The organism is Geomonas sp. (assembly GCF_035254065.1).
GTDB lineage: Bacteria > Desulfobacterota > Desulfuromonadia > Geobacterales > Geobacteraceae > Geomonas.
The window spans coordinates 1-22,676 of sequence record NZ_DATFBA010000367.1 but is presented as its reverse complement, the minus strand read 5'-3'; the positions used below and the strand labels follow the sequence as shown (position 1 = coordinate 22,676).

At 61.0% G+C, this 22,676-nt stretch carries 18 protein-coding genes, 1 tRNA gene and 2 pseudogenes; 15 read left to right on the top strand and 6 right to left on the bottom strand.

The window, feature by feature from the left end; translation table 11 throughout:
* The 12 genes and pseudogenes from VJ604_RS17115 to VJ604_RS17060 form a co-directional block, all read left to right on the top strand.
* The coding region (locus tag VJ604_RS17115; protein WP_324084608.1) for a glutamine amidotransferase-related protein at nt 1-634 on the top strand (634 nt) is incomplete at its 5' end.
* 281 nt (nt 635-915) lie between these two features.
* Nucleotides 916-1,734, top strand: coding sequence for a 3-deoxy-8-phosphooctulonate synthase (gene kdsA, locus VJ604_RS17110; RefSeq protein WP_324084607.1), 819 nt, complete (start codon nt 916-918; stop codon nt 1,732-1,734).
* Between the two features lie 137 nt (nt 1,735-1,871).
* Complete coding sequence (locus VJ604_RS17105) at nt 1,872-2,837, top strand: KpsF/GutQ family sugar-phosphate isomerase (protein WP_324084606.1); 966 nt, start codon at nt 1,872-1,874, stop codon at nt 2,835-2,837.
* 28 nt (nt 2,838-2,865) lie between these two features.
* Nucleotides 2,866-3,381 carry a KdsC family phosphatase gene (locus VJ604_RS17100; protein ID WP_324084605.1) on the top strand — a complete coding sequence of 172 codons (516 nt, stop codon included), beginning with the start codon at nt 2,866-2,868 and terminating at the stop codon, nt 3,379-3,381.
* A 282-nt stretch (nt 3,382-3,663) separates the two neighbouring features.
* Nucleotides 3,664-4,110 (top strand): annotated as a pseudogene (locus VJ604_RS17095) (polysaccharide biosynthesis protein); the annotation flags it as partial.
* A gap of 95 nt (nt 4,111-4,205) precedes the next feature.
* Nucleotides 4,206-5,825 (top strand): capsule assembly Wzi family protein, encoded by a 1,620-nt coding sequence (locus VJ604_RS17090; protein WP_324084603.1) that lies wholly within the window; start codon nt 4,206-4,208, stop codon nt 5,823-5,825.
* A 208-nt stretch (nt 5,826-6,033) separates the two neighbouring features.
* A complete protein-coding gene (locus tag VJ604_RS17085) occupies nt 6,034-6,579 on the top strand; it encodes a class I SAM-dependent methyltransferase (RefSeq protein WP_324084602.1) in 546 nt (181 codons plus the stop codon).
* 215 nt (nt 6,580-6,794) lie between these two features.
* Nucleotides 6,795-8,414, top strand: a complete 1,620-nt coding sequence (locus VJ604_RS17080; protein ID WP_324084601.1) for an NADP-dependent glyceraldehyde-3-phosphate dehydrogenase — start codon at nt 6,795-6,797, stop codon at nt 8,412-8,414.
* A 297-nt stretch (nt 8,415-8,711) separates the two neighbouring features.
* Nucleotides 8,712-9,716 carry a sulfate ABC transporter substrate-binding protein gene (locus VJ604_RS17075; RefSeq protein ID WP_324084600.1) on the top strand — a complete coding sequence of 335 codons (1,005 nt, stop codon included), beginning with the start codon at nt 8,712-8,714 and terminating at the stop codon, nt 9,714-9,716.
* A gap of 39 nt (nt 9,717-9,755) precedes the next feature.
* A complete protein-coding gene (locus tag VJ604_RS17070) occupies nt 9,756-9,920 on the top strand; it encodes a YezD family protein (protein WP_324084599.1) in 165 nt (54 codons plus the stop codon).
* A 457-nt stretch (nt 9,921-10,377) separates the two neighbouring features.
* Nucleotides 10,378-10,932: pseudogene (locus VJ604_RS17065) on the top strand (AAA-type ATPase lid domain-containing protein); the annotation flags it as partial.
* A 411-nt stretch (nt 10,933-11,343) separates the two neighbouring features.
* Nucleotides 11,344-11,562 (top strand): hypothetical protein, encoded by a 219-nt coding sequence (locus VJ604_RS17060; protein WP_324084597.1) that lies wholly within the window; start codon nt 11,344-11,346, stop codon nt 11,560-11,562.
* Nucleotides 11,563-11,742: 180 nt separating this feature from the next.
* Here VJ604_RS17060 and VJ604_RS17055 read toward each other — a convergent pair.
* Both VJ604_RS17055 and VJ604_RS17050 read right to left on the bottom strand, forming a co-directional pair.
* Nucleotides 11,743-11,819 (bottom strand) — tRNA-Arg (locus VJ604_RS17055).
* Nucleotides 11,820-11,951: 132 nt separating this feature from the next.
* Nucleotides 11,952-12,614 carry a DUF1573 domain-containing protein gene (locus tag VJ604_RS17050; protein WP_324084596.1) on the bottom strand — a complete coding sequence of 221 codons (663 nt, stop codon included), beginning with the start codon at nt 12,612-12,614 and terminating at the stop codon, nt 11,952-11,954.
* Between the two features lie 152 nt (nt 12,615-12,766).
* On the opposite strand from VJ604_RS17050, the gene hpt reads away from it, so the two are divergent.
* Nucleotides 12,767-13,330 (top strand): hypoxanthine phosphoribosyltransferase, encoded by a 564-nt coding sequence (gene hpt / locus VJ604_RS17045; protein ID WP_324084594.1) that lies wholly within the window; start codon nt 12,767-12,769, stop codon nt 13,328-13,330.
* Nucleotides 13,327-15,429 carry a DUF3426 domain-containing protein gene (locus VJ604_RS17040; RefSeq protein ID WP_324084593.1) on the top strand — a complete coding sequence of 701 codons (2,103 nt, stop codon included), beginning with the start codon at nt 13,327-13,329 and terminating at the stop codon, nt 15,427-15,429. Before hpt ends, VJ604_RS17040 begins: the two co-directional genes overlap by 4 nt.
* A 203-nt stretch (nt 15,430-15,632) precedes the next feature.
* On the opposite strand, the gene VJ604_RS17035 is transcribed toward VJ604_RS17040, so the two are convergent.
* Together VJ604_RS17035 and mutS are read right to left on the bottom strand one after the other, a co-directional pair.
* Entirely contained in the window at nt 15,633-16,856 is a 1,224-nt protein-coding gene (locus tag VJ604_RS17035; RefSeq protein WP_324084592.1) for an N-acetylmuramoyl-L-alanine amidase, read from the bottom strand.
* A 64-nt stretch (nt 16,857-16,920) separates the two neighbouring features.
* A complete protein-coding gene (mutS, locus tag VJ604_RS17030; RefSeq protein WP_324084591.1) occupies nt 16,921-19,530 on the bottom strand; it encodes a DNA mismatch repair protein MutS in 2,610 nt (869 codons plus the stop codon).
* Between the two features lie 241 nt (nt 19,531-19,771).
* Between mutS and VJ604_RS17025 the strand changes: the two genes are divergently transcribed.
* Nucleotides 19,772-21,130: a putative sensor domain DACNV-containing protein gene (locus VJ604_RS17025; RefSeq protein WP_324084609.1), complete on the top strand. Its 1,359-nt coding sequence runs from the start codon at nt 19,772-19,774 to the stop codon at nt 21,128-21,130.
* Nucleotides 21,131-21,150: 20 nt separating this feature from the next.
* On the opposite strand, the gene dinB is transcribed toward VJ604_RS17025, so the two are convergent.
* Both dinB and VJ604_RS17015 read right to left on the bottom strand, forming a co-directional pair.
* Nucleotides 21,151-22,380: a DNA polymerase IV gene (dinB, locus tag VJ604_RS17020; protein WP_324084590.1), complete on the bottom strand. Its 1,230-nt coding sequence runs from the start codon at nt 22,378-22,380 to the stop codon at nt 21,151-21,153.
* A gap of 29 nt (nt 22,381-22,409) precedes the next feature.
* Entirely contained in the window at nt 22,410-22,661 is a 252-nt protein-coding gene (locus VJ604_RS17015) for a hypothetical protein (protein WP_324084589.1), read from the bottom strand.
* Nucleotides 22,662-22,676: the final 15 nt, after the last annotated feature.

Sequence of the window (22,676 nt, the reverse complement as noted above, 5' to 3'; positions counted from 1 at the left end):
CAATCTCCTTTACCTCGACTCCGAGAAGATCGAGGAGGAGGGGACCGAGAAGTTCCTGGCCGACGGCGTGGACGGCATCCTGGTTCCGGGCGGTTTCGGCGAGCGCGGCACCGAAGGGAAGATCAAGGCGATCGAGTACGCCAGGGTCAACAAGGTGCCGTTCTTCGGCATCTGCCTCGGCATGCAGATGGCTGCCGTCGAATACGCCCGCAACGTCTGCAAGCTCCCCGAGGCCTACTCCAGCGAGTTCAAGCCGGAGTGCGAAAACCCCATCATCCACCTGATGGAGGAGCAGAAAGGGGTGGAGAGGAAGGGGGGCACCATGCGGCTCGGCGCCTATCCCTGCTCGCTCACCAAGGGGACCTTCGCCCAGAAGGCCTACGGCGCCACCGAGATCTCCGAGCGCCATCGCCACCGCTATGAGTTCAACAACCACTTCCGCACGGCCCTCTCCGAGAAGGGGCTGGTGATTTCCGGCGTCTACAAGGAAGGGGACCTGGTGGAGATCATCGAGTTGCACGATCATCCCTGGTTCCTGGGCTGCCAGTTCCATCCGGAATTCAAGTCCAAGCCGCTCAACCCGCACCCGCTTTTCAAGGCGTTCGTGGGGGCGGCGAGGGAGAAGAGGAAGTAGACCGTAACCCCATCCTCACCCGCCTTCGCCAAGGCCACGGCGGGCAAGCTCCTGTCCCTCCCCTTGAAGGGGAGGGGACGCGCGTGGGAGGCGCTTCCCGTGAATGGGAGGGACTTCCGGAATGGGGTTCCCCCCTTGATAAAGGGGGGACAGGGGGGATTGCTTTCGTCGTTTGCCTGGGATGAAGCTGTGATGGTTTATGCGGCTTCCCTCACCCCCGCCCCTCTCCCGGAGGGAGAGGGGGGTGCTGGATACGTGGATAGAGTTACATAGGAGTAATAATGGCAAGGGAAGTATCCATTGGTGGGGTGAAGATTGGTGGGGGGAGGCCGCTGGTGCTGGTCGCGGGCCCGTGCGTGATCGAGAACGAGAACGCCACCCTGCGCTGCGCTGAGAAGCTGATGACCATCTGCAACGGCGTCGGCATGTCTCTCATCTTCAAGGCATCCTACGACAAGGCGAACCGCACCTCGGTGACCGCCTACCGCGGCCCCGGACTGAAGGAAGGACTCCGCATCCTGGCCAAGGTCAAGGATTCGCTGGGGGTTCCGGTGCTTTCCGACATCCACTCCATCGAGCAGGTGGCCCCGGCGGCCGATGTGCTGGACGTGCTGCAGATCCCCGCCTTCCTCTGCCGGCAGACCGACCTTCTGATCGCCGCCGCCAGGACGGGGAGGGCGATCAACGTCAAGAAGGGGCAGTTCCTGGCCCCCTGGGACATGAAGAACGTGGTGGGGAAGCTCCTTTCCTGCGATAACGAGAACATCACCCTCACCGAGCGCGGGGCGAGCTTCGGCTACAACAACCTGGTGGTCGACATGCGCAGTTTCCCGATCATGCGCGCGACCGGCTGCCCGGTGATCTTCGACGCCACCCACAGCGTGCAGCTGCCGGGAGGCGAGGGGACCTCATCGGGCGGGCAGCGCGAGTACGTGGAGTACCTCTCCCGTGCTGCGGTCGCCGCCGGCGTGGACGGCGTCTTCATGGAAGTTCACGAGGAGCCCGAGCAGGCGCTATGCGACGGGCCGAACTCGGTGCGGCTGGAAGACCTGCCCGCGCTGCTGAAAAAGCTGAAGGCGATCGACGCCATCGTGAAGTAAAGACACCAATCAAAAGCTTAATTTAACAGGGATGAACAGGATGAAAGGGATGTAAGCCTTAAACGTTTAGGTTTTATCCCTTTTATCCTGTCCATCCTTGTTGAATATGGTTTTTGTTTTGCTTTCTGGGAGTTCCTTTGATTTTAGCTGAAGCGAAAAGGGTGATACAGGTCGAGGCTGAGGCGCTTTTGAACCTCGCCTCCACCATTGACAGTGCTTTCGAACGGGCCGTGGAGATGATCCTCAACGCGTCGGGGCGGGTGGTGGTCACCGGCATGGGCAAGTCGGGGCTGATCGGCCAGAAGATCGCTTCCACCATGGCCTCCACCGGTACCCCCGCTTTCTTCCTGCATCCCGCGGAAGGTATCCACGGCGACCTCGGCATGATCATGCGCGGCGACGTGGTGATCGCCATCTCCAACAGCGGCGAGACCGACGAGGTGGTGCGCATCCTCCCGATCATCAAGCGGCTGGGCGCCTCCCTGATCGCCATGGCCGGTAACCCCAACTCCACCCTCGCCAAAAGCGGCGACATCTTCCTGGACATCTCGGTCAAGGAGGAGGCCTGCCCGCTCGGCCTGGCCCCCACCGCCTCGACCACGGTGACCTTGGCCATGGGTGACGCCATCGCGGTGGCGCTCCTGGTCAGCCGCGGCTTCAAGGCCGAGGACTTCGCCCTTTTCCACCCCGGCGGCGCCCTGGGCAGAAGGCTCCTCCTCAAGGTGGAAGACATCATGCACTCAGGGGAGGCGCTTCCCCTGGTCTCCGGCAGCACGCTCATGCGCGAGGCGCTCTTCATCATCACCTCCAAGGGGCTGGGCATCACCGGGGTCACCGGGGAGGACGGCTCGCTTTTCGGCGTGATCACCGACGGCGACCTGCGCCGGGCGCTGGGGAAGGGGCTCGACATCATCAACCTTCCCGCCTCCGACCTGATGTGCCCCAACCCGAAGAGGATCGGGCGCAACGAACTGGCCGCCCGGGCCCTGCAACAGATGGAACAGTACTCCATCACCTCGCTCTTCGTCTTTGCCGACGACAGCTCCACTGTCCCGGTCGGTATCGTCCACCTGCACGACCTGCTCAAGGCCGGGATCGCCTAGCACGACACTCAGCCACTAGAGGAGTTTTATGGAAGAGAGGCTCAAGAAGATCAAGCTGCTGATTCTAGACGTGGACGGCGTGTTGACCGACGGCAGGATCATCTTCGACTCCAATGGCGTGGAGAGCAAGTTCTTCAACGTGAAGGACGGCCACGGCATCAAGATGCTGCAGCGCTCGGGGATCGAGGTCGCCATCATCTCCGGTCGTGAGTCGATGGTGGTAACCAACCGCGCCATGGAGCTGGGCATCCACCACGTCTACCAGAAATCCCTGGACAAGCTGGGGCCCTTCCGCAAGGTACTGGACGCCACCGGGCTCCACGAGGACGAGGTGGCCTACATGGGTGACGACGTGATCGATATCCCGGTCATGCGCCGGGTCGGCTTTGCCGCAGCGCCGGCCGACGCCATCGCGGAGGTGCTCCCCTTTGCCCACTTCGTCGCCAAAAATAACGGCGGGTGGGGGGCTGTGCGCGAGGTCTGTGACCTGCTGCTCAAGGCCCAGGGGTCCTGGGATTCCGCCACCTCCCGTTACTACCTCTAGTTCCGCTCCGCCCCTCTCAGCAGGGGCTTCTGCTCTACCTCGTCCTCGTTCATCGGGCGGCCCATGTGGCCGCCCTTTCTATTTTTGCCGACGAGGCCCCCCCCTGCGGGTCCCCCGCTATCCTTTCCTTTGATCGCCTGCCACCAGCCGCTGGCCGAACCAGCGCTCCCTTGTCAATGAGCGCACCCGGTCCTGCCCCCCCGCCAAAACAACCCACTATTGCTCATTAAAAGACACAAAAAAATTTTCTTAAAATTAACAAAAACACATTTACAACACCCCCTGGACATGGGCGAGCCGGTTCGCATCCTCACCCTGGCAGAGGAACTCATCCGGCTGTCGGGGCTGGTGCCGTACCGGGACATCGACATCGTCTTCACCGGTTTAAAACCGGGGGAGAAGCTGTTCGAGGAGCTGCTTTTGGACGGCGAGGGGGTGAAGCCTACCACCCACAAGAAGATCCGGGTGGTGGCCCCCGTTGAGACCGACCTGCGGCGGGCCAACGCGAGCCTGGAAGAGCTGTTCGGGCTGGCGCAAAGCGGGGATTTGGCGGGAGTGATCAGGGCCCTGCAGGAAGTAGTGCCGGAATTCGTGCCGCGCTACAACTTCGATGGCAGCGATCCGTCACCGGTATTTCAACGTGTACGACCCGACCTCTTCCCGCCCCAGAAAGCGAGCATCATCAGAACGCTGCGGGTCGCCAGTCAGAACGAAGGGTCGGCGGCTTAAAATCAAGATCCAAGGCTAATTTGTTTTATCCCTTTCATCCTGTTCATCCCTGTTAAATAAGCCTTTGTCTTGAAGGTTCTCATGACTGCAATGAAATGTGTTATGTCTATTATTGTTTTTTTTTGCTCGCAGAGCCTGCGTTTGCCTTGTCTTCTGTAAATATTCCCCTTGATAGTCCCATCTATCTCTATCTCGACAAGCTTGCCGGCTTCGGCCTGATCACCTCGGACATCAAGGGAATCCGTCCCTACTCGAAAAGCGAAGCTGCCCGGCTCCTGCTGGAGGCGGAAAGACGCCTCGACTCCGGAAGCTACCCGCCGCTGGCCACGGAGTTCGCTGCTCGCCTGCGGGAACTGATCCCACGGGAAGCCTCCCTGTACGACAATCCCAGTGCCGCCCCCGCCTTCGATTTCACCCCCGTCGCCAACGCCCGCCTCCGCTACTTCTACCTCGACGGTGCCCCCAGGAACTACCAGCGCGTTCTCAACGACCCCGGCAACGACGGCGTCTTCGGTATCGGCCACGGCCTCAGGCCACCCAATCCTTACCCGACGGTGGCCCAGCAACGCGGCAGCGAAGGGACGCCATTGATGGAGAACAACGAAGGGGTGATCTACCACTCCGGCAATAACGTCGACCTGCGGTTGAGCGGCGAGGCGTACGCCGGCTGCTGGAGCGCGTTCCTGGTCGAGCCGATGTTCCTGTGGTCGGCGGCCACCGACGATGCCGACCTGCGCGTAGACAAGGTGTACCTGAAACTCGGGGGAGGGGGGCTGGAACTGGAGGTGGGACGCGACGAAAACTGGTTCGGCCTCGGCTACCGCGGCGCCATCACCCTCTCCAACAACGCCCGCAACTTCGACTTCATCAAGCTCTCCAGTCCGGAGCCGGTGCTGACCCGTTACCTGTGGGACCTGAAGTACTCCCTTATCTTTTCCCGCTTCGAAGAGAGCGTCACGGACGGCAAAGTCCGCCAGCCCTACTTCCTCGCCGCCAAGGTCTCCTTCAAGCCGACCCAGAACAGCGAGTTCGGCATCAACCTGGGGCGCCAGGTCGGCGGGCCGGGGGTGGATAACGGAACGATTCAAGTGATGCGCGGCCTGGTCGGCGGGTTCAACAACGACGACTCCAACACGCTAGCGGGTTTCGAACTCCGAATTCGGCTCCCGTTCCTGCGCAACACGGAAATATTCGGCGAGTACTCCGGCGAAGACGCCGCCTCCTTCTGGCCTATCGTCGAAAGCTACCTCGCCGGTTTCTATATCCCGAATTTGACAGAGAGCGGCAGCGACGACCTCCGCTTCGAGTATTTCTTTGGCAACAACATCCTCTACACCCACTATCAATATGTGGAAGGGTACAACCGCGAAGGTCTTCCGATCGGCCATTCACAAGGCGGCGGCACCGAGGACTTCTTTCTTCGCTACAGCCACTGGTTTTCCCCCAGGAACAACCTTGCCCTCGAATGGTTCCACACCAGCCGTGGCACCCATGGCCGCCTCCCGGTCGATGCAGCAGGTAACTTCGATCCCTTTGGTGTGATGCAAGCGGTGGAGCGGAAAAACGCGCTCCGTGCCATGTGGACGCTGCCGGTCTACGGTCAATGGAACGCGCTGCTTTCCTACGGCATAGAGTGGGTCGATAACTACAACCTGCAGCCCGGCGTAGACCGGACCAACCAGGTGGCCCGAGTCGAGCTTACCTACCGCTACTGACCCTCCTCCAAGTCGACCGGTCCTCTGTCCCACGCCGCCAAGGGGACTGGCTCCGCAGGTGCCAGTCCCCCTCTCCCTAGCCTCTAGCCCCCAGTCGACAGCCCTAGCCCCAAGCCGGTCCCCCCGCGCGCATGCCTCCTTTCCCGTTGGCGGTATACTTAATGGCAAGCAGCTCATTACAAACCATCGCGCCGGTGGGGAGGCAATCATGGCTGCCGCAGCGGTAAGTCTCACCAAGTACTTGAGGTTCTTCCGTGAAATGCACCTTCGCTCCGTCCTCGATTATGGAGCGGGCACCTTGCGGAATTCGGCTTACCTGGCCAGGGAAGGCTTCCAGGTTTATGCGGCGGACATCCCTTCGCAGGTGGAGCGTATCCTGGGCATGGCCGAGTCCCATCGGTTGGCCGGCGTGCTGGCCGACGATCAGCTTAAGGAAAGCAACCTCGCTGTCGACCTCGTTGTTTCCAACTACGTCCTCAACATCATCCCCGACGGAACCCAAAAAAGCCAATACCTGAAGAACATCGTCCTGAACCTGCGACCAGAAGGATACCTCCTGATCGAAGCTCGATGCCGCGTTCAGTCCAATCACTGCGGTGGTGTCTGTCCGGAGGGGCACAAGTGCGAAAGCTGCATCAAGACGTATTCCCACCAGGAACTCGATCAGATGCTGGTCCCCTACGGATTCAAGCGGGTCTGCCACTACTACCGCAAGCACGCCGTAGCCGTTCTCTACCAAAGGCACAACGCCTGATCCCTCTGCCCCTCCCACCCTTTTCGAACTCCCCCTCTCCCTCCGGGAGAGGGCAGGGGTGAGGGAAGCTACCAGTCTCCTGCGAAGCCGGCACTTTTCCTCAGTAGACTCCCCGTGCGAGTCGCTCCTTGTTAATGTTTTTCTTGACTTTCCCCCTCACACGGCGCATGTAAACCGGATGTCGCAGCTCGGATTTCCGCTTTGGGAGTTGTACCTTGATTAAGAAGATCGCCTCGTATTTCCCCGACGAAGAGAGTATCCCGTCCCGGCACCGCCTGAATGAACCCATCAAGCAAAACGTCTACCTGGTCGGTGGCGAGCTTCGCCCCTGGGACGGACCGCTGCAACCCGTTTTCTCTCCCATCCAGGTCAAAACTTTCGCGGGATTGGCGCCGCATCTTATCGGCGAGGCCCCGCTATTGTCGGAAGAGGCCGCCCTGGAAACGCTTGACGTTGCGGTGGAGGCCTACGCCAACGGCCGCGGCACCTGGCCCACCATGTCGGTGGGCGAGCGCATCCGCTGCGTCCAGCGCTTCGCGTCCGCCATCGCCGGCAAGCGACAGGACGTGGTCAGGCTGATCATGTGGGAGATCGGCAAGTCGCACCAGGAGGCCGAGCGGGAGTTCGACCGCGCCGCAGCGTACATCCGCGACACCCTGGATGCCCTCAAGGAACTCGACCGCAGCTCCTCGCGCTTCGTCATCCAGCAGGGGATCATCGGGCAGATACGGCGCGCGCCGCTTGGCGTGGTGCTCTGCATGGGCCCCTTCAACTTCCCCCTCTACGAGACCTTCACCACCCTGATCCCGGCGCTGGTGATGGGCAACACCATCGTGCTCAAGCCCCCCCGCTTCGGAATCTTGCTTTTCCAGCCGCTCCTGGAGGCTTTCCGGGATTCCTTCCCGCCGGGCGTGGTCAACACGGTCTACGGTGACGGCGAGGTCGTGGTGCCGCCGCTTCTGGCCTCGGGGAAGGTGGACGTGCTCGGCTTCATCGGCACCCACAAGGTCGCCGACCACCTGCGCTCGGTCCACCCCCGGCCGCATCGCCTTCGCTGCGTGCTCGGCCTGGACGCTAAGAACCCGGCCATCATCCTGCCCGACGCCGATCTCGACCTCACCGTCCCGGAGTGCATCCGCGGGAGCCTGACCAACAACGGTCAGCGCTGCACCGCCTTGAAGATCATCTTCGTGCATCGCTCCATCGCCGATACGTTCCTGGAACGGATGTCGGCCGGCATCGCCTCCCTCAAATGCGGGATGCCCTGGGAAGAGGGGGTGAGCATCACGCCGGTCCCTGAGCCCGAAAAGCCTGCCTATCTCGCTGAACTGATCGCTGACGCAGTAGCCAAGGGGGCCGAAGTCGTCAATCCCGGCGGTGGCGCATGCTGCGCGACCTTCCTCCACCCGGCCCTGCTGTACCCGGTGACCCACGAGATGCGGGTCTACCACGAAGAACAGTTCGGCCCGCTGGTTGCCGTGGTCCCCTTCGACGATCTGAACGAGACCATCGACTACGTGGTGGCCTCCCCCTACGGCCAGCAGGCGAGCATCTTCGGGCGGGACAGCGATCAGTTGGCCCTGCTGGTGGATGCCCTGGTCAACCAGGTCTGCCGTATCAACATCAACAGCCAGTGCCAGAGAAGCCCCGACAGTTTCCCCTTCAACGGGCGCAAGAACTCCGCCGAAGGGACCCAGTCGGTGGCCGACGCCTTGAGGATCTTCTCCATCCGCATCGTGGTGGCCGCCCGGGAGAACGACGTCAACCGCGAGATCATCACCGACATCGTCAGGGAAAGAAAATCTCATTTCCTCACCACCGACTACATCCTTTGATGGCGAACTAGCAGTGGGAATGCAGAAGAGCCGGGGCCATGCTGCCCGGCTCTTTTTTTTGCTCCAAACTGCCGTGACTCCACGGCATTTGCGTCGGGAGTAGGGGAGGGGGGAAAGAAAAATGCGGAAAAGTGTTGACACCACGAGAAGCCGAAGGTAAGATTCGCAACACCCTATCAAATTGATGGAGTAAATATACAGATGTTGCCCCTACTATGATGAGCTCACCAAGCTCCAGTTTTTTATCGTAAAAGTCTACTAAATCTGTAGACAAAAATCCAAAGGAGGGCTCAGCCCATGAAGAGACGTTTGGTAACCGCCGCACTGGTCACCTTGATCGCCGCCACTATCCCCTTGAATGCCCTGGCCAAAGAGTTTCTCAACGTATCGTACGATCCAACCCGGGAACTGTATCAGGACTTCAACAAGGCGTTCGCCAAGAAGTGGAAAAAAGAAGCAGGGCAGGAGCTTACCTTCAAACAGTCGCACGGCGGTTCCGGGAAACAGGCCAGGGCTGTGATAGACGGGCTGGATGCCGACGTGGTCACTCTGGCCCTCGCCTACGACATCGACGAAATCCACGATAAGGCGAAGCTTATCCCGGAAAACTGGCAGAAGCGCCTGCCGCACAACAGCTCCCCTTACACCTCGACCATCGTCTTCCTGGTCCGCAAGGGGAACCCCAAGCACATCAAGGACTGGAACGACCTGGTGAAGCCGGGCGTGGCGGTGATCACCCCTAACCCGAAGACCTCTGGCGGAGCCCGCTGGAACTATCTCGCGGCCTGGGCCTATGCGCTGAAGCAGCAAGGTGGTAATGAGGCTGGCGCAAAGGGATTCGTCAAGGAACTCTACAAGCACGTGCCGGTACTGGATTCAGGCGCCCGCGGGTCGACCACCACCTTCGTGCAGCGCGGCCAGGGCGATGTCCTGCTTGCCTGGGAGAACGAGGCCTTCCTGGCGGTCAACGAACTGGGAAAAGACAAGTTCGAGATAGTGGTGCCGTCGATCAGCATTCTGGCAGAACCGCCGGTCGCCGTGGTCGACCAGGTGGTGGACAAGAAGGGAACCCGCAAGCTGGCCGAAGGGTACCTGAAATACCTGTACTCGGCGGAAGGGCAGGAGATCGCGGCCAAGAACTACTACCGTCCCCGCGACAAGAAGGTGGCGGCGAAGTACGCCAAAGTCTTCCCGAAGGTGAAGCTGGTTACCATCGACGACACCTTCGGTGGCTGGAGGAAGGCCCAGAAGACCCACTTCGCCGACGGCGGCGTCTTCGACCAGATCTACGGAGGTCGCTAACCCGACGGGACCACGCGGATCCACCATGGGAGGGAAGTTATGGCCGCGACCACTACTGCGGAACAGCCGGACAAATGGAGCAAGGAGCTGGAAGTGAAGATCCGCTCGGCCCTGGAGGAGATCCGCTTCGGAACCGTCACCCTGGTGATCCAGGATGGCAGGGTCATCCAGATCGACAGGAACGAGAAGATCCGGATCCAATAACACCGACACGTAGCATCTGACAGGCGAACCGTGTGCTGACCAGAAACACTGGAGGCCAGGCATCGACCGTTCCACACGGTCATGCTTGGCCTTTTCTTTTTCGACAGTGAATCAGGCAGATGCAGACTGGAGGCAAACATGACCGCAGATAACCTGGCAAGGAAGGAGTCCCCGCAACTCAGTCGTGCCGATGTGGTAGCCAAGTACCCACAACTTCCGCCGCTGGTGATCCTGAAAACGGATGTGCAGCGACGTGGAGTCCATTACACACAAGCGGCTCTCTCCGCGCTGGATCCCGAGCTGCACGCTACCACCTGCTCAGCGTCGTACTGATCGGCCTGGCAGTCGAAAACATGATCTTCCAACCATCGAAGGGCGCACGGTAAGGCGGTGGGGCATGAAGCAATAGGAGGGATGACGGTGGCGGTGGAGCATGTGGTTATGGTAGGAAGAAGCGGGGTGGGGGGCGCAGAAGATTGATGTGCGGGTGGTAGCGGCAACCAATATCGACATGGAGAAAGCGACACGAGAGGGGACTTTTCGCGAGGACCTCTATTACCGTCTCGCCGTGATTCCGGTTCACCTCCCAGCGCTGCGGGAGCGTAGTACCGACATCCCGCAGCTAATCGAGTTCTTCTGCAAAAAGCACGGCGGGGGTAGGGTGGAGTTCGACAAGAAGGCGCTGGAGGCGATGGAACTGTACCCATGGCCCGGGAACGTACGGGAGTTGGAAAACACGGTTGAGCGGCTGATGATCATGCGCAACGGCGATACCATCCTGATCGACGATCTGCCGGAGAAGATGCGTGTAGGAAGGAGGTCGAACGGCAGGATGGCCTCGGTCTTACAGTTTCCACCTGACGGCTATTCTTTGGAACAGCTGGAACGGGAAGCCGTGGTGACGGCATTAAAGCGCAATCGATGGAATCAGACTGCCGCCGCGCGCTTCCTGAAAATTCCCCGCCATACCCTTATCTATCGAATCGCCAAGTACGACATAAAGTCTCCTTAAGCGCTCCTGTAAGTTCCTGGTTTTCCGGATAGGTGCCGGGGATGGGAAATCATATACCAGCCTCCCAGTCCTACTCTCTTACTATTTCATATTTTATACAAAACTCGCGAAACAAGAGTAACGGCGAGAAATTTATGACACGTAGGATATATGACAGTGTTGTTGTCGAATAATCATCAGTTTGCGGTTGTAATGATGAACTTAAATAGGGGTTCAGCATCAAAATCAATCGGATAGTTCGTTGGCATAGAGTCTGCTAGTTCGTTGAAACAAGCGGTAATATCTTGAGTGGAGGTTTTTAAAATGGGAAAGTCTATCGTAATTATGCTTGCAACAGCACTGTTCATCGCATCCGTGCCGGCCATGGCAGCCGAACATGGAGATATGGTCATGGACCAGAGCACGATGGGAATGCAGCGACACGATGAACGCTGCCAGAAAGAGTGCGACATGCTCGTCAAAAACTGCCGCGCCGAGGTCGACAGCATCCAGCAGCGCATCCAGAGGTTGCAGACAGCCATCAACAGCCATGGGGACAGCTACAACCGCGACCAGCTGAACCAACTTAAGCGCAACCTCGAAGAGGCCCAGCAAACCCTCGCCAGTCTTGAGAAGGCCGGCGGTAGGTAGGAAATCGCCTGTAAACGACTTGGTTCCCTGCCATCACTAAGAAAGCCCCCGGTTACGGGGGCTTTTCTTTTGTAGGAGTGATAGCAGCCGAAAAAGGAAAAAGCTCCTGGCAGTGACTCAACATCTTGTTGAAGTCGATCTAGCCAGGAGCTTCATCCTGATAAGAACCTGTGGTGTTGATGGTGGGCGAGATGGGATTCGAACCCATGACCCCTGGCTTCGGAGGCCAGTACTCTATCCAACTGAGCTACCCGCCCGGGAAAGAATTAACTTTTACACTATTCCGCCCCCTAACTCAAGGCGAAAAATTAAAAAATTACCGCTTCTGCCTCTCCTGCGCTGCCCGACGATCGGTAACTTCCTGCTCCGTCGGGCTTTTGCCCGAATGATCATTTGCTCGCTGTAGCGTAGATAGGTACGATGATCTCTTTGCTCTGCGGGAGGCTTATCATGATGTGGAGGTAGCCACTCAATACCTTGGCCTCTGGGCGGGCGGTGATGGCGAGCTCGATGGCGGTCGACTCCCCGCCCTTGAGCTCCTTCTTCTTGACGGTCGGTTTGATCTGCAGTGCATTGGAGGCCACCTTCACGCTCACGATCTTGATCGGGGTGTCTCCCTTGTTCTCAATGGAGACCGTCGCCTGCTTGGCGACTCCAGCCGTAAGCGCTCCCACGTCCAGGGGGCGGGGTTTCACCTGCACCTGGTCCTGGATATTTCCCTCCAGCTTGAAGGTGTAGGTCGGCGCCTTGCCTGCGTTGGTGGTCATGGCGACCGTTTTCTCCACTCGGCCGGAGAAGTTGGCGGAATCGAAGACCACTTCGATCTCGGCGCTTCTGCCGGGAAGGATCAGGGCGGTGGAGGGGCGCGCTGCGGTGCATCCGCAAGAGGCGTTCAGCTGCTTTATCTGCAGGGGGGCATCGCCGCTGTTACGGATGGTGAAGTTGTGCTGGACTTTCTTGCCTTGGGTGATGGTCCCGAAGTCATAGCTGCCGTGCTCCACGCTCAGTTCGGGAGCCGCCCAGGCGGTTACTGCTGTCAGTAAGGATGCCATTGCCGTCAGAGCCAGTAAACGCATGTTCATGATGATTTACCCCTCAATAGATTTCAATCAGCTTGTCATTTATATCATAAAGCCCGAGGGCAGGCCAGAATGATTTGACACTGGAAATCGCTTCTGTTATAGAAAATTGCTGGAGAAAACTAATGGATCAGACATCTCGGTTGGGCCAGGAACACCTGCTGCGGGTCGTTTATTCTCATCAACAGATCGCTTCCGAAGTCGCCAGGCTTGCCGAAGAGATAAATAAAGCATATTCGGGCAGGGAACTGCTGGTCATCGTCGTCCTCAAGGGGGCGCTCTTTTTTGCCGCCGATCTGCTGCGCGGTTTGCGTATACCGGTCCGGGTGGATTTCGTCAAGCTTTCCAGCTATGATGGGATGATGTCCTCCGGTCACGTACAACTCACCAAGGACCTCGATACGGAGGTGGCCGGCAGGGACGTGCTGGTGGTCGAGGATATCATCGATACCGGTCTCACGCTCTCCTTCCTGGTTGACCTTTTGCACAAGCGTGGGGTGGCGAGCCTGAGCGTCTGCACCCTGATAGACAAGAAGGAGCGCCGGCAGGCCCAGTTCGATCCCGATTTCGTCGGCTTCGACTGCCCGGGCGGCTTCCTGGTCGGTTATGGCCTCGACTTCAACGAACGGCTACGTGAACTTCCCTCGATCTACGAGATTGTTGAAAATAACACCGGAGAGGTTGAATGATACTCCAATGTGACCAATGCAACACGAAGTTTCGGCTGGATGACTCGAAACTGAAGCCGGGCGGGGTCAAGGTCCGCTGCTCGAAATGCCGCCACGTCTTCGTTGCCGGTGCCGAGTCCAAACAGGAAGAGTCCGACTTCGACGCCCTGTTGTCGGGTTTGGGTGCCTCGGCTGCCGCTCCCTCGCAGCCTGCGGCGGGTGAGGAAGCTGCACCGGCCCCGGCGTCTGCTGCCGCACCTGCTTCGGCGCCCACTGCAGCGGCATCTGCTGCTGCTTCGGCGACTGCCGCTGAATCTTCAGACTTTCCGGATTTTGACTTCACCCCGGAACCCGCTGCAGCCAAGACGCCGGCCGCACCGGCGATGCCGGCAGATGACTTTTCCTTCGAATTCTCCGCTCCGGAGCCTGCCAAAACCGATCAGCCTCAGACTGCGGCAGATTCCACTGACCTCGATTTCGGCGACTTAAGCTTCAATGACGAGGCCCCTGCTCTGAAGGAGGAGCCTGCATCTGCGGGTTTCGATATCGGCGATTTCGATTTCTCCACCGAGCCGGCCGCTGAAGCTGCCGAGCAGAAGCCTGCCGAGCTTGAATCGGACCTGGGCTTCGGAGAGTTCGATTTCGACAGTGCTCCGCCCGTCAAACGGCAGGAGGCCGCTGCATCGGACCTCGACTTCGGGGAATTCGCCTTCAACGAAGAGCCTGCAGCCCAGCCCGAGGCTCCGGCTGCTGCCGGCAAAGATGATTTCGACTTCGGGGACGTCTCCTTCAATGAAGAGCCCGTTGTTCCGGCAGAGGCGCCTGCTGCGGGCAAGGACGAATTCGACTTCGCCGACTTCGCCGTCAGCGAGTCACCGGCGGCCAGCGCCGAGGTCCCTACTGCCGCCAAAGAGGACTTCGACTTCGAGGATTTCAGCTTCACCGAGGGGGCGGCTCTGAAACCGGAGACTCCTGCCGCCAAGGAAGATTTCGACTTCGGCGACTTCAGCGTCACCGAGGAGCCTGCCTCCAAGGCAGAGGAACCCGGACCGGCCAAGGGGGATTTAGATTTCGGCGACTTCTCCTTCAGCGAGGCTTCTCCTGCCAAAACCGAGGAGACTTCCGCTGGCAAGGGTGAATTCGACTTCAGCGACTTCAGTTTCTCCGAGGAGCCTCCCCCCATCAAGGAGGAGCCGCCGGCGGAGGAGAATTTCGACGACTTCTTCACCTCTGCTCCCAAAGCGTCCAAGCAGAAGGGGGCTCCCAGTGACGACGTCTTCGCGGAGGGGTTCTCATTTGACGAGGAGAAAGAGGCTGCCCCGGCCGTCGCACCTCTGGCAGCCGCCGGGGTTGCAACCGCTGCGGATGTCTTGGGCCATGGCGCCGCTCCAGGTGCCAGCGCAGAACCGGTGCCGCCCGTTTCTCCGGTTCACGAGCCCGTAGCGCCTGCGCGCTCCACCGATCTCGACTTCAGCTTCGGCGGCAAACCGGGCGCTGTCGGTGGCGAGCCGTTCGGGGAGGAAGATGAGTTACCGCCTCTTTCCATCACTTCCCGGCGTAAGGGTCGCTCCGCTGTCTCGATGGCGCTGGCAGGGATCGCGCTGGTTGTGGTCGTGGCCGTGACCGGTGCCGGGCTCTACCTGCTGCAGAGCGGGCCTGCCGCGCTGGCGGCCTTCGACAAGGTGGGCCTTGGTTTCGTCGGGAAGTGGTTCGGCATCGAGGCGCCCGACGAGGGGAAGATCACCGCCGGCAGGCCGGTTGCCTCCTTCTATCAGAACAAGGAGGCCGGTGAACTGTTCGTGGTCACCGGACAGGCGGTCAACAACTTTAAAAAGGCGCGTGCATCCATCCACGTGAAGGTCAGCATCTTCGACAAGAAGGGGGCGGTGATCATGCAGAAGACCGCCTACTGCGGGAACAAGCTCTCCAAGGATCAGCTGGAGACCCTGCCCATGGCGAAAATCGACCAGATCATGAACAACCAGTTCGGTGACTCGCTCTCCAATTTGGGCGTGAAACCGGGCGAGTCGATCGGCTACGTGGTGGCTCTCGCCAACGTGCCCAAGGATGCGGCTGACTTCGGGGTCGAAGTGCTGGGCTCCACGGTGGCCGGGCAGTAGGGAAAGGTCTAGTGACATGGAATAAAAAAGGCCGGCGATTCGCCGGCCTTTTTTTATTGGCTGTTAAACGTGCTCTCAGTTGTTGTCCCTCGCCCTCCAGGGGAGAGGGTGCCCGGAGGGCGGGTGAGGGGCGTGCCCAGACCTTACCGAAAGCCCCGCTCCGACCGCTTTTGTTCGGCGGGGGAGAGGGCGCAACGCTGGGATCACTTGAGGGCGGCGATGTAGCCCTTGATGCCGGTCAGGATGCCGTCCGCGGTGAGGTCCTGGTACTGGGGATCTTTGAGCTTCTGCTCGTCGCGCTCGTTGCTCACGAAGGCGGTCTCCACCAGGATGCTCGGCATGGTGGCGCCCACCAGCACGTAGAAGGGCCCCTGTTTGACCCCCAGGTTCTTAACGGTGGGATAGCCGGTCAGCGCCTTCTTGTGGAGCGACTTCTGCACCTCGTTGGCGAGGTGCGCAGAGTCGTTCAGCTTGTAGTTGGCCATCAGGTCGAACAGTACGGCCTGCAGGAGGCTCACCTTCTCCAGTGAGGTGCCGTTCTCTTTGGCGGCCAACTGGGCCACCTTCTCGGTCTTGGCGAGGTTCAGGTAGTAGGTCTCGATGCCGCAGGCCTGGCGGTTGAGCGAGGCATTGGCGTGCACGGAGACGAAGAGGTCGGCGCCCACCTTGTTGGCGATGGCGGTCCTCTCCTGCAGCTCGATGAAGACGTCCGTGGAACGCGTCATCACCGGATCGATCCCCAGCTCCCCGATCTTCTGGGCGAGCTTGGTACCTATCTGCAGCACGATGTCCTTCTCGCGGGTGCCGGTCGGGCTCATGGCCCCCGGGTCGTGCCCTCCGTGCCCCGGGTCGATCACGATCCTGCGGATCCTTCCCGGCTTGAAGGGCTCGGCCGGCTTCTTCGGCTGCTCGAGCTGCTGCTCGGGCTTGGCGGTCTCGATGACCTCCTTGGTTGAGGAGATCTCCTCCCTCCGGGCCCCTTTGACGTCCACGATGATGCGGTAGGGATCGGAGAAGGTGAAGACCTTGTACTCCTTGATGCTGTCCAGGTCGAGCACCACCCGCACGATGGAGGGGCGGTACTGGGCGATGCGCACGTTCTTCAACAGGCCGTCGCTGACGGCGAGGTCCTTCACACCCCTGTTGAGGTGGCTGCCGTCGATGTCGATGTATAGCTTGCCCGGGATCTTGTGGTGCTCGAACTTCGCCTCGCTTCCCAGGGTGATGGAGACCCGGGTGTAATCGGGGGTGGACCAGTGCTTGAGCTCGGTCACCGGCACGAGGCCTGCGGCGGCGTTGGTGTCGGCAGCCCAGGAGACGAAGGGGTCCAGCAGCTGCGCGCCCTGGGCGGCCAGGAGCTGGTAGAGTAGCCACTGGTGGGCGGGCGCCGACACGCCGAGATATTTCAGGAAATCCCTTCTGTTCATTAGTGGTGACCTCCCAAGGTTCCGCGGGAGGCTCTATATGTATTGCCGGACGTGATCCGCATTCCTACACCATCCTTTTCAGTTCATCCAACAGATTCAACGCTTCCAGCGGGGTCAGGGTCTCCACCGCCACGCTCCTCAGCCTCTCCTTGATCGGTTCATCGCCGGAGCCGAACAGGGAAAGCTGCGGCGAGGGGGCGGGCGCCTTCCTGCCGCGTGCCAGGCGCGGGAGCCCTTCCTCCCCGTACTCACCCTTTTCCAGGTTGAGCAGGATCTCCTTGGCCCGCTCGATCACCGTCTGCGGCAATCCGGCCAGCCTCGCCACCTGGATGCCGTAGGAGTGGGAGGCCCCGCCGGGGACGATCTTCCTCAGGAAGATGATCCGCTCGTTCCACTCCCTAACCGCGATGTTGAAGTTCTTCACACCCGGCCGGGTCACGGCCAGCTCGGTCAGCTCGTGGTAGTGGGTGGCGAACAGTGTCTTCGCCGCGTGCATCTTGTTGTCGTGCAGGAACTCGGCCACCGCCCAGGCGATGGAAACGCCGTCGAAGGTGGAGGTGCCGCGCCCGATCTCGTCCAGGATGACCAGGCTCCTCGCGGTCGCCCCCCTCAGGATGGCGGCGCTCTCCATCATCTCGACCATGAAGGTGGAGTGGCCGCGGGCCAGGTTATCGGAGGCCCCCACCCTGGTGAAGATGCGATCCACCAGCGGGATGCGGGCCTTTTCCGCGGGAACGAAACTGCCCATCTGGGCCATCAGGGAGATCAGGGCCACCTGTCGCATGAAGGTCGATTTGCCCGCCATGTTGGGGCCGGTGATGATGATCAGCTGGTTTTCCCCGTTGTCGAGCAGGGTGTCGTTGGGGACGAATCTCTCGGCGGAGTACATCTCCTCGATGACGGGGTGCCTCCCCTCGGTGATGGAGAGTTCGCCGCCGTCGTGCATCTCGGGGCGGCAGAAGCGGCGGTCGTGGGCAAGCTCGGCCAGGCAGACCAGGACGTCCAGGGTGGCCAGCCGGTCCGCGGTGCGGGCAACCCGCTCCCCCTGGGCTGCGGCGGCCTCGCGCACCTCCTGGAACAGGGAGAACTCCAGCTCCCTGATACGCTCCTCGGCCCCCAGCACCTTCTCCTCGTACTCCTTGAGTTCCGGGGTGATGTAACGTTCGGCGTTGGCGAGCGTCTGGCGCCTGATGTAGTCCTCGGGAATGGCGGAGACGTTGGCCTTGGTGACCTCGATGTAGTAGCCGAAGACCTTGTTGTAGCGGATCTTCAGGGAGCTGATGCCGGTGCGTCCCTTCTCCTTGGCCTCCAGTCGGGCGATGAAACCCTTCCCCTCCCGGCTGATGGCGCGCAACTCGTCGAGTTCTTCGTGGTAGCCGTCCGCGATGATGCCACCCTCGCGCAGGACGAAGGGCGGGTTCTCCACGATGGCGGCCTCGATCAGGGCACAGATCTCGGAGAGGGGATCGATGCCGGCGTCCAGCTCGCGGATGAGCGCCGCGCCGAAGGGGGCGATCTTCTCCTTCAAGGGGGGGATGCGTGAGAGGGAACTCCTCAGGGAGGCCAGGTCCTTGGCACCGGCCGAGGCCAGGCTGATCCTGCAGTTGAGGCGCTCCAGGTCGTAGACGCCGTCCAAAAGCTCGCGCAGCTCCAGCCGTGCGCCCGGAGCCTGGAGGAGCTCTTCGACCGCGTCCTGGCGGGCCACGATCTTCTTGAGATCCATCAGCGGATAGTTGATCCACTGCTTTAGCTTGCGGCCCCCCATGGCGGTCACCGTGCGGTCCATCAGGCCAAGGAGCGAGCCCCGGCGCTTTCCTTCCGAGATGGTGGAGGTGAGCTCCAGGTTGCGCCTGGTCGACTCGTCGAGCAGCAGGTGTTCGCTGTCGGAATAGGGGGTGATGCCGGTCACGTGCGGCGCGCTTCCCTTCTGGGTCTCCAAAAGGTAGTGGAGCACGGCGCCGGCGGCGAGCAGCGCCACCGGCAGGCCGTCGCAGCCGAGCGAGGCGGGGGTGGCACCCTTGAACTGGTTGGCGATCATGCGCCGGCAGTAGTCGGAGTCGTAGACCCACTCATCGAAGTAGGTGAGGGTGCGGTCGGCGGCGAGCTGTGCGACTCCCTTCCCTTTGGGATCCTCGCGCAGGCGGGAGGGGAGGATGACCTCGCGCGGCGAGATGCAGGCCACCTCGGCCAGCGCCGCCTGTTCGCCGGCCAGCTCGGTGATGCGGAATTCTCCCGTGGAGAGGTCGAGATAGGCCAGGCCGAAACGGTCGCCGTCCGGGCAAAGGGCGAGCAGGTAGTTGTTTTCCTTGGGAGAGAGGGAGGCGTCCTCCACCACCAGCCCCGGGGTGATCACCTTGACCACCTCGCGCTTGACGATCCCCTTGGCCAGCTTGGGGTCCTCGGTCTGCTCGCAGATGGCAACCTTCTCGCCGGCCTCCACCAGCTTGGCGATGTAGGGGGCGCAGGAGTGGAAGGGGATCCCGCAGAGGGGAACGTCGTCGCCGTCCGAGTTCTTGTTACGGGAGGTGAGGGTGATGCCGAGGATGCGCGAGGCCTTGACCGCGTCGTCCAGGAACATCTCGTAGAAGTCGCCCAATCTGAAGAAGAGGATGGCATCGGGATACTGAGCTTTTATCTCAAGGTACTGCCGCATCATGGGCGTTGTTTCGGACATTTGGGAAACCTTTTCGGGGGGAGAGAAATGGCCGGTATCTTAGCAAAATCGCCCCGGCATGTAAAGCGCCCGGACCGGCCGAGGGCGAACCGTGGGGGCGCGCAGGCGGCGGTGCATACCTTATCATTTCGACGAGTTCGGTTATACTAAATCTTTAGAGGGGTTTACATGATCTGGCCGGAAAGCGGATAATGGGAATGTCCGGTGTGGGACCCACTGGTGGAGAGAGACCGTGAAGGGAATGAGACCGTTCAACCGCTGCCTAAGTCCGATGGGGCACTCCTACCCCAAGGACCTGGTCAGCTTCATCTACGAGCGCTGGCAGGACCCAGTGCTGTTCGCGCGGCTGTTCCCCGGGCAGCGGGAGAGGTTCGAGCTTCCTGACCGCGCCGTGCTGGAGCAGGTCCTTTCCACCTGCTACCAGGCGAGCCTGATGCGGGAAGAGGAACGGCCCGTGATGTTCCGGCTGATCATCCGGGAATCGCACCTCTTTCCGGCCGAGGAGGGGCCGCCCACCGGGATCCACCGGCTCATCTTCTCCAGAACCAGACCCTTCAACGAATACGAACTGCACCGGCTGGCCCCCGCCGCCGATTTCTACCGGACCCTGATCGGTATCGCCATCGATCCGGTGGAGGGGGCGCAGATCTGGGGGCTGCTCCATTCGGGCACCCGGTGGATGCACAACGTCTATGGCGGCCGCAAGACCTCGCCGCCGCTTCCCTACTCCCTGGTGGTCTACGTGACCGGGGCCGGTCAGCTCTCGGTCTGCCTCGGCTCGGAGATCATCGCCTCCCTGAACGCAGGGCAGATCAACTGCCCGACCCTGGACGTCTTCAACTCCCAATGGATAACCCACAGCCTGGCGGCAGTGCATTCGGAGACCATCGCCCTGCACATGGCGGCGCGCGCACGGGCGGAGAGGCCCTGGGCCGACCTGGATCCCGACTTCGGCAAGTACATCGGGCAGCAGGCCATCCGGCGCATCATCAGCGTGATACGCAACTCGCACCACGGCGGGCTGCTGGTCTACCTCCCTCCGGAGATGACCGAAGAGATCATGAAGGAAAACCGCTTCCTGTCCATCAAGTACCAGTTCCTGGAACTGGAGTCCCGGCAGCGCTTCCGCACCCTGACGCTGAGGATCATGAACACCCTGGCCGCCATCCACGGCGATGCCCGGCATCCCGACAAGCAGGTGGGGTGGCGGGAATACGTCTCCTGCAAGGACGACAACATCGCCCTACTGGACGAGGCGATCTTCGACGTCGCCCATTTTATCGCTGCGCTCTCGGCGGTGGACGGCGCGGTGGTGATCACCAAGCGGCAGGAACTGCTCGGCTTTGGCGGGGTGATCTCGGGTGATCTGGATACGGTGGGGATGGTAACCCACGCTCTCGACAACGAGGGGACGCATACCGAGGTGGTGTTGAGCGAAGGGGTGGGGACGCGGCACCGTGCCGCCTACCGGCTCTGTCAGCGGCTGCACGAGGCGATCGCCATCGTCATCTCGCAGGATGAAAGCGTGCAGATCGTGAAGTGGCACAACGGTTCGGTCACCTATTGGGACCAGGTTCCCACCGGCGTGCCTGGTTTCTAATAGCAGGCGGGTTTCACAGCTTACTCTACATCCACGTTGCGCACACCCTCCGGCCGCCACGCCGGCGAGATTATCTTGGCTCCTCCCTCCCTCCCCAAAAGAGTCCCGAAGGTGACTGAGGATTCCCCGAACCGGTCGTTGACGTCGTCCATGGCGCGCGCCAACAGCGCCTTCTTGCGGTCCGCGCCGAAGAGCGGCAGTTGTTCGGCCTGGTGGGAGAGGTTGCCGATTTTGACCCCCAGCAGCCTGACCGACTGGGTGAGCTCCACGCTGTTCAGAAGCTTCACCGCCGCCCGGTATATTTCCTCGCTGTTGTTGGTAGCCGTGCCTCCGCTTGCCTGCCTGGAGAAGGTGGTGAAGTCGGCGTAGCGGATGGTGAGGGCGATGGTCTTGCCGGCCACCTGGTACCGTCTGGCCCGCCTGCCGACCATCTCGGAGAGCTGCAGAAGGTGCCTCAGGATCTCCTCCCGGTCGGTGATGTCCCGCTCCAGCGTGGTGCTGTGGCCGACGCTCTTGACCTCTTCGGACTCCTCCTCGGGCACCACCGGCGCCTCGTCGATCCCGAGTCCCATCAGGTGGAGCTTTTCTCCCACCACCCCGAAACTCCGTTTCAGAACTTCGACCGGGAACCTCCCCAATTCCCCGCAGGTCTTGATGCCGAACTTGGTCAACTGTTGCTGCAGCTTGGGCCCGATGCCGCAGAGGTCCTTGACCGGGACCCTCTCCAGCACCCGGACGACCTCGCCGGGTTCGATGACGGTGAGCCCGTCGGGCTTCTGCATGTCCGAGGCGAGTTTGGCCAGAAGCTTGTTAGGGGCGATGCCGACCGAGCAGGTGAGGCCGAAATCCTCCCTGATGCGCTGCTTGATGAGCCGGGCGATCTCACCGGGGGTGCCGAACAGGGAGAGGGAGCCGGTCACGTCGAGGAAGGCCTCGTCGATGGAGAAGACCTCCACCATCGGGGTGTACTCGCGCATGATCTGGATGATCTTGGTGGAGGTGTAGGTGTACTTGCGGTTGTTGCCGACTACGAAGATCAACTGCGGGCAAAGCTTGCGGGCCTCCCAGCTGTTCATGCCGGTCTTGACCCCGAAGGCGCGCGCCTCGTAGGAACAGGTGGTGATCACGGTCCTTTTGGCCGCACCGATCACCGCGATCGGCTTGCCCCTCAGTTCCGGGTTCGACTGCTGCTCGACCGAAGCGAAGAAGGCGTTCATGTCGATGTGGAGGATAATCCGCTCTGGTGCCACGTCTGTCCCGCTGCAGGCGAACCCTCCGCTTAACGGGGTGGCTCCTCCACCCCCTCAAGCGTCCAGTTCTGGTCCTTTAGATTGAAGATCAACTCGAATAGGTTGCTGCCGTCGCTGACCGCGAAATGGAGCCGGGTGGCCTCGCCGTAGCAGTCTTTCCAGAAGTAGGCGAGCTCGGTTACCGCATGCTTGCGTCTGCGCCATTCGAACCAGACCGGCTTCACTTGGCAGCCGGGCGAGAAGATGGCGGCCACCCTGACCCTTTCCGCGATGCGCTGCATGTCTAATTACTCCAT

Coding starts and splice junctions, on each gene's coding strand:
- VJ604_RS17060 (WP_324084597.1), top strand. CDS start 11,344: ATGCAGCGACACGATGAACGCTGCCAGAAAGAGTGCGACATGCTCGTC.
- VJ604_RS17040 (WP_324084593.1), top strand. CDS start 13,327: ATGATACTCCAATGTGACCAATGCAACACGAAGTTTCGGCTGGATGAC.
- kdsA (WP_324084607.1), top strand. CDS start 916: ATGGCAAGGGAAGTATCCATTGGTGGGGTGAAGATTGGTGGGGGGAGG.
- VJ604_RS17025 (WP_324084609.1), top strand. CDS start 19,772: ATGAGACCGTTCAACCGCTGCCTAAGTCCGATGGGGCACTCCTACCCC.
- VJ604_RS17100 (WP_324084605.1), top strand. CDS start 2,866: ATGGAAGAGAGGCTCAAGAAGATCAAGCTGCTGATTCTAGACGTGGAC.
- VJ604_RS17035 (WP_324084592.1), bottom strand. CDS start 16,856: ATGAACAGAAGGGATTTCCTGAAATATCTCGGCGTGTCGGCGCCCGCC.
- VJ604_RS17050 (WP_324084596.1), bottom strand. CDS start 12,614: ATGGCATCCTTACTGACAGCAGTAACCGCCTGGGCGGCTCCCGAACTG.
- mutS (WP_324084591.1), bottom strand. CDS start 19,530: ATGTCCGAAACAACGCCCATGATGCGGCAGTACCTTGAGATAAAAGCT.
- VJ604_RS17075 (WP_324084600.1), top strand. CDS start 8,712: ATGAAGAGACGTTTGGTAACCGCCGCACTGGTCACCTTGATCGCCGCC.
- VJ604_RS17090 (WP_324084603.1), top strand. CDS start 4,206: ATGTGTTATGTCTATTATTGTTTTTTTTTGCTCGCAGAGCCTGCGTTT.
- VJ604_RS17070 (WP_324084599.1), top strand. CDS start 9,756: ATGGCCGCGACCACTACTGCGGAACAGCCGGACAAATGGAGCAAGGAG.
- VJ604_RS17015 (WP_324084589.1), bottom strand. CDS start 22,661: ATGCAGCGCATCGCGGAAAGGGTCAGGGTGGCCGCCATCTTCTCGCCC.
- VJ604_RS17085 (WP_324084602.1), top strand. CDS start 6,034: ATGGCTGCCGCAGCGGTAAGTCTCACCAAGTACTTGAGGTTCTTCCGT.
- hpt (WP_324084594.1), top strand. CDS start 12,767: ATGGATCAGACATCTCGGTTGGGCCAGGAACACCTGCTGCGGGTCGTT.